Origin of the sequence: Kribbella soli, from assembly GCF_004331345.1 — a bacterium.
Lineage (GTDB): Bacteria > Actinomycetota > Actinomycetes > Propionibacteriales > Kribbellaceae > Kribbella > Kribbella soli.
Window position 1 is genome coordinate 1,027,554 of the sequence record NZ_SJJZ01000002.1, and the last position, 15,075, is coordinate 1,042,628.

Below are 15,075 nucleotides of genomic sequence, written 5' to 3' on the forward strand. Positions count from 1 at the left end.
GCCAGGGCACTACTCAGGGGGAGAAGAGAATGGCCACGACGTACAAGATCCATCCGGCGATCGGCATCGCCCGGGTCGGCAACAGTCCGGACGAGTTCTTCGTCGGACCGGAGCACCTCGGCGAACGGCCCGAACCGCCGGGCGGATTCAAGGACGCACAGTGCCGCGTCAAACGGCAGGCGGCACGCTTCCGGATCTTCGCGCACCACGACGACGGCAGCGTCGAGGAGCTCGACGACGCCTCCGCCGAGATCTCGTGGACCGTTCACCTGGTGAACGCCAAGGCCGCGCACCCGAACCGCGGCAACAGCGAGCCGATCGGTCAGCTCACGATCGACCCGGGCGCGCGGACCCTCACCGGGCCCGATCAGCGCGAGCTCTTCGACACCGGCACGATCGACTTCTCCGGAGAGCCGCCGGTGACTGTGCCGCTCGGCGAGATCCGCAGCGACGACGACAACCACCTGCTCGTCCTCGGCGGGCACGGCGCCGCCGCCTCACCGGCCGGCAACGTGATCGGCAGCTTCTGGGGAAACGCCGGCTGGTACGACGATGTGTCGGACGGACCGGTGACCGCGACGATCACCTTGCGGTCGGACAACTCGACGCCACCGGTCGAGGGCGCCTGGGCGATCGTCGCGCCGCCGAAGTTCGCGCCGCACCAGGACAGTGTGACTACGCTCTACGACCGGGTCCTGCAGCACATGATCGATCTCGGACTCGTGGCGGCGCCGACCACGACGTCGTACACGAACGACGTCTATCCGATCCTGCAGCGCGCCCGCGACATGCGATGGGTGGAAGGGATCTTCGGCGCGCACAGCTGGCCGGACCCGGTCACGTCGCAGCCGCTCGTCGACGCGATCTTCGCGCGGCTGCGACCGCCCGGCGACATGCCTCGGCTCAACGGCGGCGACTCCGCGCTGACGCCGACCCAGTATGCGCACATGCAGCGCTGGCAGGCCGGCAACTACGCCGCGGACTGGACCGGCGTACCGGAACCGCAGACCGACCTGACCCCGGACGGCATCGATCGCGCGGCCCTCGAGGCCTGCGTCGGCGGCGCGTTCTTCCCCGGTATCGAGGCCGGCGGACTGTCCGCGGGCGACCGGCCGATCATCGAGACGTCGTACGCCGAAGCGTTCCGGATCGCGTCCACCATCACCGCCGGCACGATCAGCCAGGCGATGGCGTTGCCGTGGCACGCCGACTTCAAGGCGTGCGGTGACAACTGGTGGCCGGTCCCCCGGCCGAACGACGTCATCGCGCAGGACACCGGCAGCCAGGCCCGCTGGGATCGCGACGTCGCGAGCATGGACGACATGGTGACGCTGTGGCACACACTCGGGTTCGTCGTCGAGCAAGGGGCCGAGCACGTCGAGGTCGAGCACTGCGACGAGTCGTCGATCACGCTGCTCACGCCGGAGTTGCGTTTCATCGACGTACCTCAGGGGCCGATGGGCATGGTGCGCGAGGCCGCGCTGGCGATCAGCTTCGAGGTGCTGTCGCCCGGATCGGCCGTCACGCTCGACTACGCGCCCGGTGGTGCGCCGGCGCATCCTCAGTTGGTCGCCGCCACTACCTCGGTCACCGTCGGCCCGACCGCACCCAACGGCGTGGCGACTGCTCGGCTGTGGGTCGTGTACCGGACCGGCGCGGCGCCGTCGTCCATCCCGCCGCAAGTACTCACGGTCCGCGAGGCCGCGTCCGGTCAGACCTGGGACGTGACGGTCACCGGCAACACAGTTGCGCGTACGACGGCCGCCACTGCGCTGGTGCTCGACCGCTCGGGCAGCATGAGTGAGGACCGCGGTGACGGTCAGAGCAAACACGTGGCGCTGCAGCAGGCCGCGAACATCTTCGTCGACCTGATGCTCGAAGGCGACGGTGTCGGGATCGTCCGCTACAACGAGGACGCGCAGCCGTTGCAGTCCGTCCTCGAGCTCGGCGCGGGCGGGCTGTCCGACGTGAACCGCAACGCGACCCACGACACGATCAACGGCACCGGCCTCGATCCACAGGGCGCGACCTCCATCGGTGACGGCATCTTCGAGGGCCGCGCGCTCCTCGACGCGGCACCGCCGTACGACGTGAAATCGCTGGTCGTCCTCACCGACGGCATCGAGAACAGTCCGCGCGCGATCTCGGACGTCGCCGCGCAGATCAACGAGCGCACGTACGCCGTCGGGCTCGGGCAGCCGCAGAACATCAGCGTGCCCGCGTTGCAGACGATCTCCGGCAACAACGGCGGGTACCTGCTGGTGACGGGCGCGATCACCACCGACAACAGGTTCCTGTTGCAGAAGTACTTCCTGCAGGTGCTGGCGGGGATCAGCAACGCAGAGGTGGTGCTCGACCCGGACGGTGAGCTGGGCGTCGGCGCGGTGCACCGCATCCCGTTCCAGCTCTCGGACGGGGACTCAGGTGTGGACGTCGTACTGCTGACGCCGCGTCCGGAGGCCGTCGACTTCCGGCTCCAGACACCGAACGGCCTGCTGATCGAACCGTGGCGGGCACAGGCGGAGCCGGCGATGCGGTACGTGACCGGCGACGGCGTCGCGTACTACCGGATCACGCTGCCCGTCCAGCTTCGGCCGGGCCGTTTCGACCAGGCTGGGACCTGGCACGCGTTACTGACGATCGGGCGACCGCATACCGGGAGGACCCCTGATGACTCCGATGGCGTCGACCTGTCGATCCTCCGCGGCCGTGCCAACCAGCCGGTGCGGTCGGCTCCACCCACGCGGCGGCCGTTCGAGTTCGAGCGAGCCTTCGCGGTCGCGAACGAGCCGGCCGGCGGCGAGCAGCCGGGGCGGCGCGGTCTTCCGTACAGCCTGGTGGTGCACTCCTACTCGAACGTGTCGCTGCGCGCCTCGGCCGACCAGCGATCCTTCGAGCCGGGCGCCGAGGTGACGATCAACGCCACGCTCACTCAGTCCGGCGTACCGGTCGACGGCGATCCATCTGTCTGGGCCGACGTCACGCGCCCGGATGGATCGCTGGCAACGCTGGTTCTGGACGAGGTCGCGGCCGGTGAGTTCGCGGCCGGCTTCCGTACGACGCTGCCCGGTGTCTACCGGATCCGCGTGCGCGCCCGCGGCCGTACTCGCGTGGGACGGCCGTTCACCCGGGAACGTACGCTCACCGCGGCCGTGTGGCGTGGCGGCGACAACCCACAGGCTCCTCCGGTCAGTGATTCCTTCTGCGAGTTGTTGTCCTGCCTGTTCAAGGGCGGGGTCATCGACGAGAAGCTGATCGAGCGGCTGCGGCGGCTCGGGTTCGACCTCGACGCACTCCGCAAGTGCCTGCGCGGTTGCGGCTGCTGACCATGTTCACGGCGTACGACGTCGTTGTCGCCGGCGGGGGCCCCGCCGGCGCAGCGACCGCCCTGCGACTGGCGCGGGCCGGACACACCGTCGCGTTGCTGGAGCGCAGCCGCTTCGACCGTCCTCGCGTCGGCGAAACGCTTGCCCCCAGCATCCAGCCGTTGCTGCGCGACCTCGGAGTCTGGGAACAGTTCGTTGCCTTGGGCCCGTTGCCGTCGTGGGGCACCCGGAGCATCTGGAGCAGCACGGAACCGGCCGCGCACTCGCATCTCGAGAGCGGCTACGACAGCGGCTGGCATGTTGATCGCCGGTTGTTCGACCGGATGCTCTGCGACGCGGCAGCCGCGGCCGGCGCAGCGGTGTCCCTCGGCGCGTCCCTCATCGGTTGCCGGTACGACGGCAGGTGGCAACTCACCTGCTCCGGCGGCCGTCGCGTCACGGGCCGCCTCTTGATCGACGCGACCGGCCGCTCGGCCACCATCGGGCGGTCGCTGGGCGCTCGTCGCATCGCCTTCGACCGCCTGGTCGGGATCACCGCGCAATGGAGCGGCGTGGACGTCACTGCCGAGCAGTACCTGCTGATCGAGTCGGTTCGCGACGGCTGGTGGTACACCGCACCGCTCCCCGGGGACGTGATGGTCGGCATGTTCATGACCGACGCCGACATCTGCCGCCACCACAACCTGGCTGCCTCGGGACCATGGCGCACCCACCTGCAAGCCACCACGGCAACCGCACTCCGCCTGGACACCGCACTCCGCTCAACTACGTCCGACGGCGCACGCCTGCCCACCGCTCCGCGGGTGTATTCGGCGGCCAGTCATCGACTGGTCCGGCACGGCGACACCCGCCCGTGGCTCGCAGTCGGCGACGCTGCCCTGGCCGTCGACCCCATCTCAGGCAGCGGCGTACCCCGAGCCCTCCGCACCGCCGAAGCCGCCGCAACAACAGCCGCCCGCCTGCTTCTCCACCCCGCCGACGCCGCCCCTCTCACCTCGTACGAGGCCACCCGAAACACCGAGTGCACCACCTACCTGTCGACCCGCGCCGACTACTACGACGTAGCCCTCCCCCACCCAACCCCCTTCTGGACCCGCCGAAAACTCCCCACCCCAGCCTGATCCCGACAACCGCTCACCGAGTCGTGAGATGCGGCTGCGAAAACCGACCACGATCCACGACTCGCCGTTCCCACCACCAACCAAACGCCACGACTCGACGCGCGTACGGGCGTACGGGCGTGAATCCGCCCCGGTCCGGCCGGTGATCGCCGGGAACACCGTCATCTGAACGCGGTCGACCAGGCCGGCGGCCGCAACCCTCCACCGTCTACGAACTCCCCACAGCCGATCCGACACCGGTGTGCAGGTAGAGGTCCCGGAGTAGGCAGATCTCCGCGCCGTGGTGGATCAGCTCGACGTTTTCGTACAGCATCTTCTTCGCCATTGGCGCGTGGGCGAACGCGGGCGGCTCCCCCTGAGGCTCCGCGAGTCCCGCCGTTCCGAGCCGACGTACGCCGTCGATCCAGATCCCGTACTCCGCATCAAGCTGCCGCAACGCCTCCTCGGCAGTCCCTGCGTAGCAGTACGTCTCCTCGCTGACCGGCGTACGCCCGAACTGCTTCCCGTTCGTCGACGCGAGTCCACCGATCAAGTGCGCCATCCGCCAGGCGATCGTCGTCACCGGCTCCCGCTCGTACGGCGGCTCGGCGTAGTCCATCGTGAACTCGCCCGCCCCGAAGGAGATCGCCGCCGAACTGCGCCCGCGCCGACTCACCGTCCAGCAGTCGGCCACCGGCTCCCAGAAATACTCGTCGTCGGTCAGCCCCTCCAACCGGGGCCTGAGCCGCTCCCGCCAGTGCGCGTCGATCTGATCAACTACCTCGGCACCCCAGTCGACATCCATCCCCAGACCGTAGCCGCCACGAGGGCTGTGGATTGGTCAGCGGAAGTCGCGGGATTTCGTGCGGGCGGCCAGGGGAAGGCGTTGGAGATGGTCGGCGGAGAGGTTGGTTACTTCGCCGGCGCGTTCTACCCGGCCGCGGATGATCATGGCGGCGGCGTTGCGGGCCACAGCGGCATGGCGGTGCCAGCAGCCGACGGTGATGACGATGTTCGCCATGCCGGTCTCGTCCTCGAGGTTCATGAACGTGACCCCGGAGGCAGTCGCGGGGCGTTGGCGGTGGGTGACCACGCCGGCGACCCGGACGCGGGCGCCGTTCGGGGCCGCTTTCAACTCGGCCGCCGACAGGATGCCGTCGGCGCGGAGCCGGTCGCGGACCCGTTGCATCGGATGGCTCTCGGTGGTGATCGAGGTTGACCACAGGTCGGCCATGTCGGCCTCGATGTCGCTCATCCCGGGCAGCGTCGGCGGCGGGCCGGCCGCGGTGATCCCGGCCAGCTGACCCGGACGTTCCTCGGCGGCCCGGCCCGCTTCCCACAACGCCTGCCGCCGGTCGAGCCCGAAGCAGTCGAACGCCCCCGCGGTCGCCAGCGCCTCGACCTGTGCCGCGGTGATCCCGGTACGCCGGACCAGGTCGGCCATCTCGGTGAACGGCCCGCCCCGCTCCCGCTCCTCGACGATCAGCTTCGCGCCCTTCTCCCCGACCGTGCGTACTTCGGACAACCCGAGCCGGACCGCGAACACGCCGTCCCGGCGATGCACCGTGGTGTCGAACGGCGCCTTCGGATCGAACGGACCCACCAACGGCTGCGGGTCCGCCAAACACTCGTCCAACCCGGTCGGCCCGGTCCGCTGCTGCCCGTCGACCAGCAACTCGAGCCCCGCGTCGACCCCCGACAGGTGCAGGTGCGGACGTCGTACCTCGACACCGTGCCGGCGGGCGTCGGCGACCAGGGACTGCGGTGAGTAGAACCCCATCGGCTGCGCCCGGAGCAGTGCGGCCAGGAACGCGGCCGGGTAGTGCAGCCGCAGCCACGTGCTGGAGTAGACGAGCAGCGCGAAGCTGATCGAGTGCGACTCGGCGAACCCGAAGTTCGCGAACGCCTCGATCTTGGCGTAGATCTCGTCGGCCAGCTCCCCGGTGATCCCGTTGCCCGCCATCCCGGCGTACAGCTTGTCCTTCAGGGACGAGATCTTCTCGATGCCGCGTTTGGAGCCCATCGCGCGGCGCAGCAGGTCGGCCTCGTCGCCGTCGATCTCGCCGACCGCCATCGCCATCTGCATCAGCTGCTCCTGGAACAGCGGGACGCCCATGGTCCGCTCCAGCACCGGCTCCAGCTTCGGGTGCAGATAGGTGATCGGCTCCTCGCCGGTCCGGCGGCGGATGTACGGATGCACGGCGCCGCCTTGGATCGGGCCGGGCCGGATCAGCGCGATCTCGGTGACCAGGTCGTAGAACCGCCGCGGTTTCAGCCGCGGCAGGGTCGCCATCTGCGCCCGGGACTCCACCTGGAACACGCCCACCGAGTCCGCGTGGCAGAGCTGGTCGTAGACCCCGGCCTCCTCCCGCGGGATCGTGTGCAGCTCCCACGACTCCCCGAGCTGCTCGCGGACCATGTCCAGGCAGTACTGCAGCGCGGCCAGCATGCCGAGCCCGAGCAGGTCGAACTTCACCAGCCCCATCCACGCGCAGTCGTCCTTGTCCCACTGCAGGACCGTGCGGTTCTCCATCCGGGCGTGCTCGATCGGCACCACCTCGCCGACCGGACGCTCGGTCAGCACCATCCCGCCGGAGTGGATCCCCAGGTGCCGCGGGAACTTCAGCAGCTCGGTCGCCATCCCCACCACCTGCGGCGGGATGTCGTGCTCGGTCGACGTGATCTCCGGGCTCCAGCCGTCCACCTGTTTCGACCACGCGTCCTGCTGACCGACGGAGTACCCCAGTGCCTTGGCCATGTCCCGTACGGCGGACTTCGGGCGGTAGGAGATCACGTTCGCCACCTGGGCCGCGTTGTGCCGGCCGTACTTGGTGTAGACGTGCTGGATCACCTCCTCGCGGCGTCCGGAGTCGAAGTCGACGTCGATGTCCGGCTCCTCGGCGCGGGTGGTGGCCAGGAACCGCTCGAACGGCAGGTTGTAGAGGATGCTGTCCACCGCGGTGATCCCGAGCGCGTAGCAGACCGCGGAGTTCGCCGCCGATCCCCTGCCCTGGCAGAGGATCCCGTTGTGGTGGGCGAACCGGACGATGTCCTCCACGATCAGGAAGTACCCCGGGAAGCCCTTCTCCTCGATGACGTCGAGCTCCCGCTCCAGCCGCTCGTACGCGTCCGGGCGCGCCGCACGCGTCCCGTACCGCCGGGCGGCGCCGGTGAAGGTCAGCTCCCGCAGCCACGACATCGGGTCATGACCGTCGGGTACGTCGCGCAGCGGCAGCTTCGGTTTCGCCCGGGCGAGGTCGAACGCGAGCTGGTCCGCCAGCGTCACCGAGCGCGCCACCGCCCCGTCGTACCGCTGGAAGCGGGCGGTCATCTCCGCGCCGGAACGCACGAACGCCATCCCGCTCGACGGCAGCCAGCCGTCCATCGCGTCCAGGTCGCGACGCGCCCGTACGGCGGCCAGCGCGGCAGCCAGCTTGTGCTGGGCCGGGGTCGCGTAATGAACGTTGTTCGTGGCAACTACCGGGAGGCCGCGGTCGGCGGCCAGGCCGGCCAGGACCCGGTTCCGCGTGGTGTCGGCGGGGACGTGGTGGTCGATCAGCTCGACGACCACCCGGTCCTTGCCGAACAGCGCGGTCAGCCGGTCCAGCTCGCGACCGGCCGCCGCCGGACCGTCGGCACGCCCGCCCAGCTCCAGCGCCTGCCGGACCAGTCCCTTACGGCACCCGGTCAGGATCACCCAGTGGTCACGACCCTTGTCGGCCAACCGCTCCAGCGAGTAGACCGGCTTCCCCTTCTCCCCGCCCTTCAACTGCGCCTCGGTGATCTCACCGGCCAGCTTGTGGTACCCCTCCTGCCCCTCGGCCAGCACCAGCAGGTGACTGCCCTCAGGGTCCGCCACCCCGTTCTGCGGGCCGGTCAGCCCCAGGGACAGCTCCGCCCCGAACACGGTCGGCAGCGAGTACGCCGCCGCGGCCTCAGCGAACCGCGCCGCGCCGTAGAACCCGTCGTGATCGGTCAACGCCAGCGCGTGCAGCCCCTGCCGGACGGCTGCCTCGATCAGCTCCTCGGGCTGGGAGGCGCCGTCGAGGAAGGAGAAGTTCGAGTGGACGTGGAGCTCGGCGTACGGCACCGCGTGCTCCGGCCTGACGGCCAGAGTCTTCGAAGGCACATACGGCCCGCGATGCTGCGACCACGCCGGACTGTCACCGCCGTCGCCCGTCACCGGGCGACCACCGTGGCTGCCCGGCCGCGAGCGATCCGACAGCTTGCGCTCCAGCTCCGACCATTTGATCGGCGGATTGTTGTATCCCATGCGCCGCTCCCGAACATCACCTGGGAACATATTAGAACATAGGTTCGACTGAAGCCCGGACCCCGGGAGGTAGCCTGCTGGTAAGTCGAGGGGACGCGGCGGGTGGACGAGCACACGGACAACCTCACCCTGGCGCGGCAGGCCCACGCGGCAACGGACTGGGCCACCGCCGCGGCGCTCTTCGACGTGATCGCGACCGAGCGGCTCACCGCGGACGACCTCGCCGCGTACGCCGATGCCGCGTGGTGGCTCGGCCGGATCGAGGACACCCTGCGGTTGAACGCCGCTGCGTGCGACGCCTTCCTGGCCGACTCCCGGCCGGTCGAGGCCGCATGGACCGCCATGGTGCTGGGCATCTTCCACCTGGGACGCGGCGACGAGCCACAGGGCATGGGCTGGATCGGCCGTGCCGGACGTCTGCTGCAGGGAGTACCTGAGTGCAAGGTGCACGGGTACCTGCTGCACCTGACGGAGGTGGAGACGAACCTGCAGGCCGGCCGGCCCGGAGCGGCGGCGGATGCGGCCCGCCGGACACAGGATCTCGGCCGCTGGCTCGGCCAGCCGGACCTGGTGGCTCTAGGCCTGAACGGCGAAGGCCGCGCCCTGATCAGGTCCGGCCAGGTGGCCGATGGGCTGAAGTTGCTCGACGAGGCGATGGTCACCGTCCTGGACGGCCGGCTCGACCCGTTCGCATCAGGCACCCTCTACTGCCACACCATCGCGACCTGTCACGAGGTCGCCGACATCCGCCGGATGAGCCACTGGATCGGCCTGACCGAGCAGTGGCTGGCCACCTTCCCCGCCGCCGTCGCGTTCGGAGGCCTGTGCGCGGTGCACCGGGCGCAGCTTCAGTTGCTCCGCGGCGAATGGGACGAGGCCGAGCGAACCGCGCTGCGGGTCGCGGTGGAACTGGACGTCAACCGGATCGACTACGCCGCGGAGGCCTGGTACGTCGTGGCCGAGGTACGCCGGCTGCGTGGCGACCCGAGCGCCGCCGATGCATACGACGAGGCACATGCCCGCGGGCGCGACCCGCAGCCGGGACGTGCGCTGTTGCAACTCCGGAAGAATCAGCCTGCGGCCGCCGCGACGGCGGTGCGCTCGGCTCTGGCCGCAGTCGGTCCTGACCCGTTGCGCCGGGCCCCGCTCTGGTCTGCCGCAGTCGAGATCGCGATCGCCGCGGGCCGGCTGGACGATGCGTCGGCCGCAGCTTCCGAGCTCGCAGCGACGGCATCGACGTACGCCACATCGGGGCTCGAGGCGATGGCGGCCGCGGCACGCGGCGCGGTGTTGCTGGCCCAGGATCGCGCCGAGGAGGCCCTTCCGGTACTTCGCGACGCGTGCCGGCGCTGGCACGGACTCGGCGCGGCGTACGACGCAGCCGCGATCTGTGTCCGGCTCGCTGTCGCCTATCGGGCCTTCGGCGACGAGACGTCCGCCGCTGCGGAGGTCGCGCGGGCCGAGACGACGTTCGAGCGACTGGGAGCCTACCGGCAGGCGCCGGGCTCGCCCGACGGGTTGACCGGGCGCGAGTGCGAGGTGCTGTCACTCGTGGCCGACGGCCGCTCCAACCGGGAGATCGGCCAGGCGCTGCACATCAGCGACCGCACGGTCGCGCGGCATCTGACGAACGCCTTCCACAAGATCGGTGTCGCCTCGCGGACGCAGGCCGCGCGCTACGCCATCGACCACGGGCTGACAGCCGGTCGGTGACGCGGCTACGCACAACCGCGTAGATCGACCGCCGGCAGTTGGTCAATCGCACGGATGCCGAGGCTGCCGCGCGCGACCTAGCGTCTCGGTACACGCACCTGTTCAGGAGGAGATCATCATGACTGACGAGCGGATCCACCGAGCCGTCTCCGCCGACGGCACCGACATCGCCGGACGAGTACAGGGCCGGGGGCCGGCGCTGGTGCTGGTCCACGGCGGGATCGGTGACGGCGACCTCGCCTGGGAGGCGCTCCTCCCCCACCTCACCGACCGGTTCACCTGCTACCTGCCCAGCACCCGCGGCCGCGGGCTGTCGGGTGACAACCCGGACCACTCGCCCGTGCGCCTGGAGGAGGACGTCACCGCGTTCGTGGAGAGCATCGGAGCGCCCGTCTGCCTGGTCGGCTGGTCGGGCAGCGGAGCATGGGTGCTCGGGGCGGCCGCGCGCAGCAGATCGGTGGCTGCTGTCGCCGCCTACGAGCCCGGCGTGATGTCGGTGATGCGAGAAGAAGACCGCGCCCGTACGTTCGCGGCCCTGGCGACAATGGGTACGGCGACCGCAGAAGGGCGGTTCGTGGACGCCATGCGCGCGTTCGCCCCGTGGATCTGCACCGACGACGAGATCGCCGCCTTGGCGGAGACGGACTTCTCCGCGCGATGGGCAGGCTGCACCCTGGGGATGCTCCGGTTCATCCAGGCCGACGCGGCCTACGACGGACTCCGATCCACCGACCCCGCGGCGCTCAGGACGATCGGCGTACCGGTCCTGCTCCTACGGGGCGGACAGACTCTGCTCGACAGCTGGTTCACCGACGCGGCACGGTACATCGCCCAGTACGTCACCGACGTACACATCCGTGAACTGCCGGGCGTTGGCCACTTCGCCCCGCTGGTCGCCCCGAGCCCTCTCGCTGACGAGCTGATCTCCTTCTTCGAATCGGCCCGGCAACCCAGTCTGAAGTAAATGGCTGGCCGGTGTGACGAGCGGGTTGGTACCGTGCCGTGGTCCGTGACATTCACGCCTGGAGGTGAGGCCCCGATGAACGCAGTAGCGCAGTGGGTGCTCCCCTTCCCGTGGTCACGGGCGGGCGATTGACGTAGGTGTCGCCGGGAGCGCCTCGAGAAGCACTCCCGAGAGGAAACACCTATGGACACTTTGCCTTTCACGATCTCTCGCGTCGCCGACAACCAGTGGCACGCGATCGAGAACGACCTGGTCGTCGGCCGCGGTCACGCAGCGCGGCGACTCGACGGCCGGACCTTCCTCAGCATCGACACCTGGCGCGACGCTGTCTTCGGTCGGCTCGCCGCCGCCATGGCGACCGACCAGCCGCAGTACACGGTGGTCGACGAGACCGACCACAACCTCATGACCAATTGGGTACTCGCGGGATTCACGACATCGCGTCGCGAAGCGGAGTTCGTCGTACCCACCGCCCCAACCCGGGCAACCGTGCCGTCCGGGGTCACCATCACGACCGCCACCGAGACCCCACTGCGTGAGCTGGACCAGGCGATTCGCGACGAAATCGAGTCCACCGTCGGCTGGCACACGATGCCCGCGGAGGTGCTGCCCTGGCAAGGCGGCACGAGGCCGATCGACCCGTCGAACTACACGGTCGCGGTCCGGGATGACCGGTACGTCGGACTGGTCCGGGTAGCCACGATGACCCGGCGCCCGCGCATCGGCCTGGTCGCCGTACTGGCGGCCGAGCAACGGCACGGCATCGGCCGGGCGTTGCTCGATCACGTGCTGGACGGTCTGCACAGCTGGGGATTCGAAGCCGCCACGGCGGAGGTCGACGAGACCAACACGGCCGCGCTGGCACTGTTCGAGGGGCTCGGCGCACGCCGTACGGGCAGCAGTCTGGAACTGGTCCGCCGGCCGGGAAAGGCGGCCTGACGATGTCCAGAGCAGCAGGCGGCATCGAGGTCGAGGGCACCGTGGTCGAGTGCCTCCGGAACGCCAACTTCCGGGTGGAGCTCGCCAACGGGCACAAGGTCCTCGCCCACATCAGCGGAAAGATCCGGAAGAACTACATCAAGATCCTCCCCGAGGACCGCGTCCTCGTGGAGCTCAGCCCCTACGACCTGACCCGGGGCAGGATCGTCTTCCGCTACCGGAACTGACCTCCTATCGCACACACCGTCCGCCGGGATCAAGACTAGAACATATGTTCGATGAAGCGGTAATCTGAAAACATGCTTGGTCGGTTCACGGTTCGGCCGTCCGACGACGGATCCAACAGGTTCGGCGTCTGGGACGGTGCGGTCAACGGGTGGCGTGCAACAGGGATCGACGACGAGGGGCAGGCGCGCGAGCTGGCCGCCGATCTCGACGTGCAGTACGACGCCCACGGCCCCCGCGCCGCGGACGCCGTACGGCACGTCGATCCTGCGCAGCCGGTGCAGCGGGCGACCTGGTCGACCGGCCGGCTGGACGTCTGGATCCGCGACAAGGGGGTGTGGCTGGGGCGGTTCCGCGACGAGGACGGTCAGATCACCTGGGTCCCGGGAACAGACCTCCGACCCCTCTAGCGCGGCTTGGGTTTCGGTTTCTTCTCGGGTTCGGCCGGCTTCGGGTTCGGGTCGCCGATCAGCTTCTTCGGCGGCGCGACGAACCGTTCGACGGGGAGGCCGCGGAGGGCGCCCTGCATGGCGGTCTGCCAGAGCGGGCCGGCGGTGCCGGAACCGGTCGGGTCGGCGATGTCCTTGCCGTTCAGCGTGTGCCGGTACATCAGGTTCGTGTACGGCAGGTTCGCGTCCGCGACCACCGCGGCCGCGGCCAGGTTCGGCGTGTAACCGGCGTACCAGACGGCCAGGTTCTGCTGGATCGTTCCGGTCTTGCCCGCCATGTCGCGGGTGCCGAAGCGCAGCCGGCCGCCGGTCCCGCCCGGCATCATCACGGCGCTCAGCACCCGGTTCACGCCGTCGGCGACCGCCCGCGGGAGCACCTGCTTGCAGTTGAATCCGGGACCGGGGACCGGACGCCCGGACTTGTCCCGCACCGACGTGACGACAATCGTCTCGCAGTACTTCCCGCGCGCCGCGAACGTCGCGTAGGCGTTCGACAGCATCAGCGGCGTCACGTACCCGACCCCGAGCGTCATCGAGACCACCTGGTCGAGCGGCTGCAGCGTCTGCGCGTTGTACATCCCGAGCTTGGCCGCGATCGTCGCGATCGAGCACAGCCCGGTCCGCTGCGACAGCTGCAGGAAGTAGGTGTTCGTCGAGTACCGCGCGGCCTCGACCATCGTCAGGTTGCCGCTGCGCGTCGAGTTCTGCGGCTGGTACGTCGGGTCACGCGTCCAGCCCTTGCAGGTCCGGAACTTCTTGGAGCGCAGGTCGATCTGGTCCGGCGAATTGATCCGGTAGTCCATCGGGATGCCCCTGGACAGCGCCGCCGCGATCGTGAACGCCTTCATCGTCGAGCCGTTCTGGAACCCGCCGTACCCGCCGGCGTACGACTTCTCGACGTTGTAGTTGTAGTTCGTGTGGAAGCTCCCGTTGCCGTACGGGCGGCTCTGCACCATCGCCTTCACCAGGCCGGTGCCGGGCTCGACGACGCTGATCGCGGCGATCGCGGAGTCGCTGCGCTTGGTGTGCTCGTCGATCGACGCCTGCGCCGCGGCCTGGGTCTTCGGGTCGATCGAGGTCCGGATCAGCAGGCCGCCGGTCTTCAGGTAGTGGTCACGGTCCTTGACGGTCGCGCCGAGCTCCGGGTTGGCGAGCAGTTTGGAGACCACGTAGTCGCAGTAGAACGGGTACCGCGAGTTGGCGCACCCGTTCGGCACCGGCTCGACGTTCGCCAGGTCGATCACCGGCGTCCGGAGCGCCCGGTTCGCCTGACCCACCGTGATCGCGCCGAGTTCGAGCATCCGCTTGATCACCACGTCCCGGCGGGCCTTGGCCCGGGTCAGGTCGTTGGTCGGGTCGTAGCCCGACGGGTTCTTCACCAGCCCGGCCAGCAGCGCGGCCTGCGGGAGCGTGAGCTTGTCGGCCGTGGTCCGGAAGTAGTGCTGGGCCGCGGTCTGCACGCCGTACGTGCCGTCGCCGAAGTTCGCCAGGTTCAGGTACCGCTCGAGGATCTCGTCCTTGGACAGCTCGCTCTCGACCGCGATCGCGTACCGCAGCTCGGCGAGCTTGCGTTCGTACGAGACCTCGGTGGCCTGCTGCCGCTCGGCCGCGGTGCGCGCCTTCTCGACCAGGCTCATCTTCACGTACTGCTGGGTGATGCTCGACCCGCCCTGCTGCACCTCGCCCTCGGTCTGGTTGCGCACCATCGCGCGCAGCGTGCCCTTCAGGTCGAGCGCGCCGTGGTCGTAGAACCGGGAGTCCTCGATCGCCACGATCGCCTTGCGCATGATCGAGCTGACCGCGGTCAGCGGCACCGGCACCCGGTTCTGCTCGTACAGCGTCGCGACCAGGGTGCCGTCCGCGGCCAGGATGCGGCTGCGAACGGCCACCGGATCGATCTCGAGTTCCCGTGGCAGGCTCTGAACGCTGTCGGCGACCTCAGCCGCGCCACGTCCGGCGAAGCCGGCGAACGGGACCACGAGCCCCGCCGCCAGCGCACCAGAAAGCGCGCTCACGCCGATGAACGTGATCAACGACCGAGCCCAGCTGCGACCGCCCCTGTCGGTACGCACTCGTCCAGGGTAGG

The 15,075-nt window shown here is 69.6% G+C and carries 11 protein-coding genes; 8 read left to right on the forward strand and 3 right to left on the reverse strand.

Annotated features, from left to right (window positions below; translation table 11 throughout):
* The first annotated feature begins 29 nt into the window (after window positions 1–29).
* Genes E0H45_RS19065 through E0H45_RS42510 form a run of 3 tightly spaced genes read left to right on the forward strand, consistent with a single transcriptional unit; the run spans window position 30 to window position 4,616 of the window.
* Window positions 30–3,326, forward strand: coding sequence for a LodA/GoxA family CTQ-dependent oxidase (locus E0H45_RS19065; protein WP_131339052.1), 3,297 nt, complete (start codon window positions 30–32; stop codon window positions 3,324–3,326).
* Complete coding sequence (locus E0H45_RS19070) at window positions 3,302–4,447, forward strand: NAD(P)/FAD-dependent oxidoreductase (protein WP_131339054.1); 1,146 nt, start codon at window positions 3,302–3,304, stop codon at window positions 4,445–4,447. The genes E0H45_RS19065 and E0H45_RS19070 overlap by 25 nt, the downstream gene beginning before the upstream one ends.
* A 28-nt stretch (window positions 4,448–4,475) precedes the next feature.
* Window positions 4,476–4,616, forward strand: a complete 141-nt coding sequence (locus E0H45_RS42510; RefSeq protein ID WP_165546515.1) for a hypothetical protein — start codon at window positions 4,476–4,478, stop codon at window positions 4,614–4,616.
* Window positions 4,617–4,655: 39 nt separating this feature from the next.
* Here E0H45_RS42510 and E0H45_RS19075 read toward each other — a convergent pair whose 3' ends face one another.
* Both E0H45_RS19075 and E0H45_RS19080 read right to left on the reverse strand, forming a co-directional pair.
* Complete coding sequence (locus E0H45_RS19075) at window positions 4,656–5,231, reverse strand: DinB family protein (RefSeq protein WP_131339056.1); 576 nt, start codon at window positions 5,229–5,231, stop codon at window positions 4,656–4,658.
* 36 nt (window positions 5,232–5,267) lie between these two features.
* On the reverse strand, window positions 5,268–8,699 hold the full coding sequence (locus E0H45_RS19080; RefSeq protein ID WP_131339058.1) for an error-prone DNA polymerase: 3,432 nt from the start codon (window positions 8,697–8,699) through the stop codon (window positions 5,268–5,270).
* Window positions 8,700–8,801: 102 nt separating this feature from the next.
* On the opposite strand from E0H45_RS19080, the gene E0H45_RS19085 reads away from it, so the two are divergent.
* From E0H45_RS19085 to E0H45_RS19105, 5 genes are all read left to right on the forward strand, one after another.
* A complete protein-coding gene (locus tag E0H45_RS19085; RefSeq protein WP_131339060.1) occupies window positions 8,802–10,412 on the forward strand; it encodes a response regulator transcription factor in 1,611 nt (536 codons plus the stop codon).
* 118 nt (window positions 10,413–10,530) lie between these two features.
* Entirely contained in the window at window positions 10,531–11,376 is an 846-nt protein-coding gene (locus E0H45_RS19090) for an alpha/beta fold hydrolase (protein WP_131339062.1), read from the forward strand.
* Window positions 11,377–11,559: 183 nt separating this feature from the next.
* Window positions 11,560–12,315 carry a GNAT family N-acetyltransferase gene (locus tag E0H45_RS19095; RefSeq protein ID WP_131339065.1) on the forward strand — a complete coding sequence of 252 codons (756 nt, stop codon included), beginning with the start codon at window positions 11,560–11,562 and terminating at the stop codon, window positions 12,313–12,315.
* A 2-nt stretch (window positions 12,316–12,317) separates the two neighbouring features.
* Window positions 12,318–12,542 carry a translation initiation factor IF-1 gene (gene infA / locus E0H45_RS19100; RefSeq protein WP_131339067.1) on the forward strand — a complete coding sequence of 75 codons (225 nt, stop codon included), beginning with the start codon at window positions 12,318–12,320 and terminating at the stop codon, window positions 12,540–12,542.
* A gap of 72 nt (window positions 12,543–12,614) precedes the next feature.
* On the forward strand, window positions 12,615–12,950 hold the full coding sequence (locus tag E0H45_RS19105; RefSeq protein WP_131339069.1) for a hypothetical protein: 336 nt from the start codon (window positions 12,615–12,617) through the stop codon (window positions 12,948–12,950).
* Here the strand turns inward: E0H45_RS19105 and E0H45_RS19110 are convergent.
* Entirely contained in the window at window positions 12,947–15,061 is a 2,115-nt protein-coding gene (locus E0H45_RS19110) for a transglycosylase domain-containing protein (protein WP_131339070.1), read from the reverse strand. The genes E0H45_RS19105 and E0H45_RS19110 overlap by 4 nt on opposite strands.
* Window positions 15,062–15,075 lie beyond the last annotated feature (14 nt).

Coding starts and splice junctions, on each gene's coding strand:
- E0H45_RS19065 (WP_131339052.1), top strand. CDS start 30: ATGGCCACGACGTACAAGATCCATCCGGCGATCGGCATCGCCCGGGTC.
- E0H45_RS42510 (WP_165546515.1), top strand. CDS start 4,476: ATGCGGCTGCGAAAACCGACCACGATCCACGACTCGCCGTTCCCACCA.
- E0H45_RS19075 (WP_131339056.1), bottom strand. CDS start 5,231: ATGGATGTCGACTGGGGTGCCGAGGTAGTTGATCAGATCGACGCGCAC.
- E0H45_RS19080 (WP_131339058.1), bottom strand. CDS start 8,699: ATGGGATACAACAATCCGCCGATCAAATGGTCGGAGCTGGAGCGCAAG.
- E0H45_RS19090 (WP_131339062.1), top strand. CDS start 10,531: ATGACTGACGAGCGGATCCACCGAGCCGTCTCCGCCGACGGCACCGAC.
- E0H45_RS19095 (WP_131339065.1), top strand. CDS start 11,560: ATGGACACTTTGCCTTTCACGATCTCTCGCGTCGCCGACAACCAGTGG.
- infA (WP_131339067.1), top strand. CDS start 12,318: ATGTCCAGAGCAGCAGGCGGCATCGAGGTCGAGGGCACCGTGGTCGAG.
- E0H45_RS19105 (WP_131339069.1), top strand. CDS start 12,615: ATGCTTGGTCGGTTCACGGTTCGGCCGTCCGACGACGGATCCAACAGG.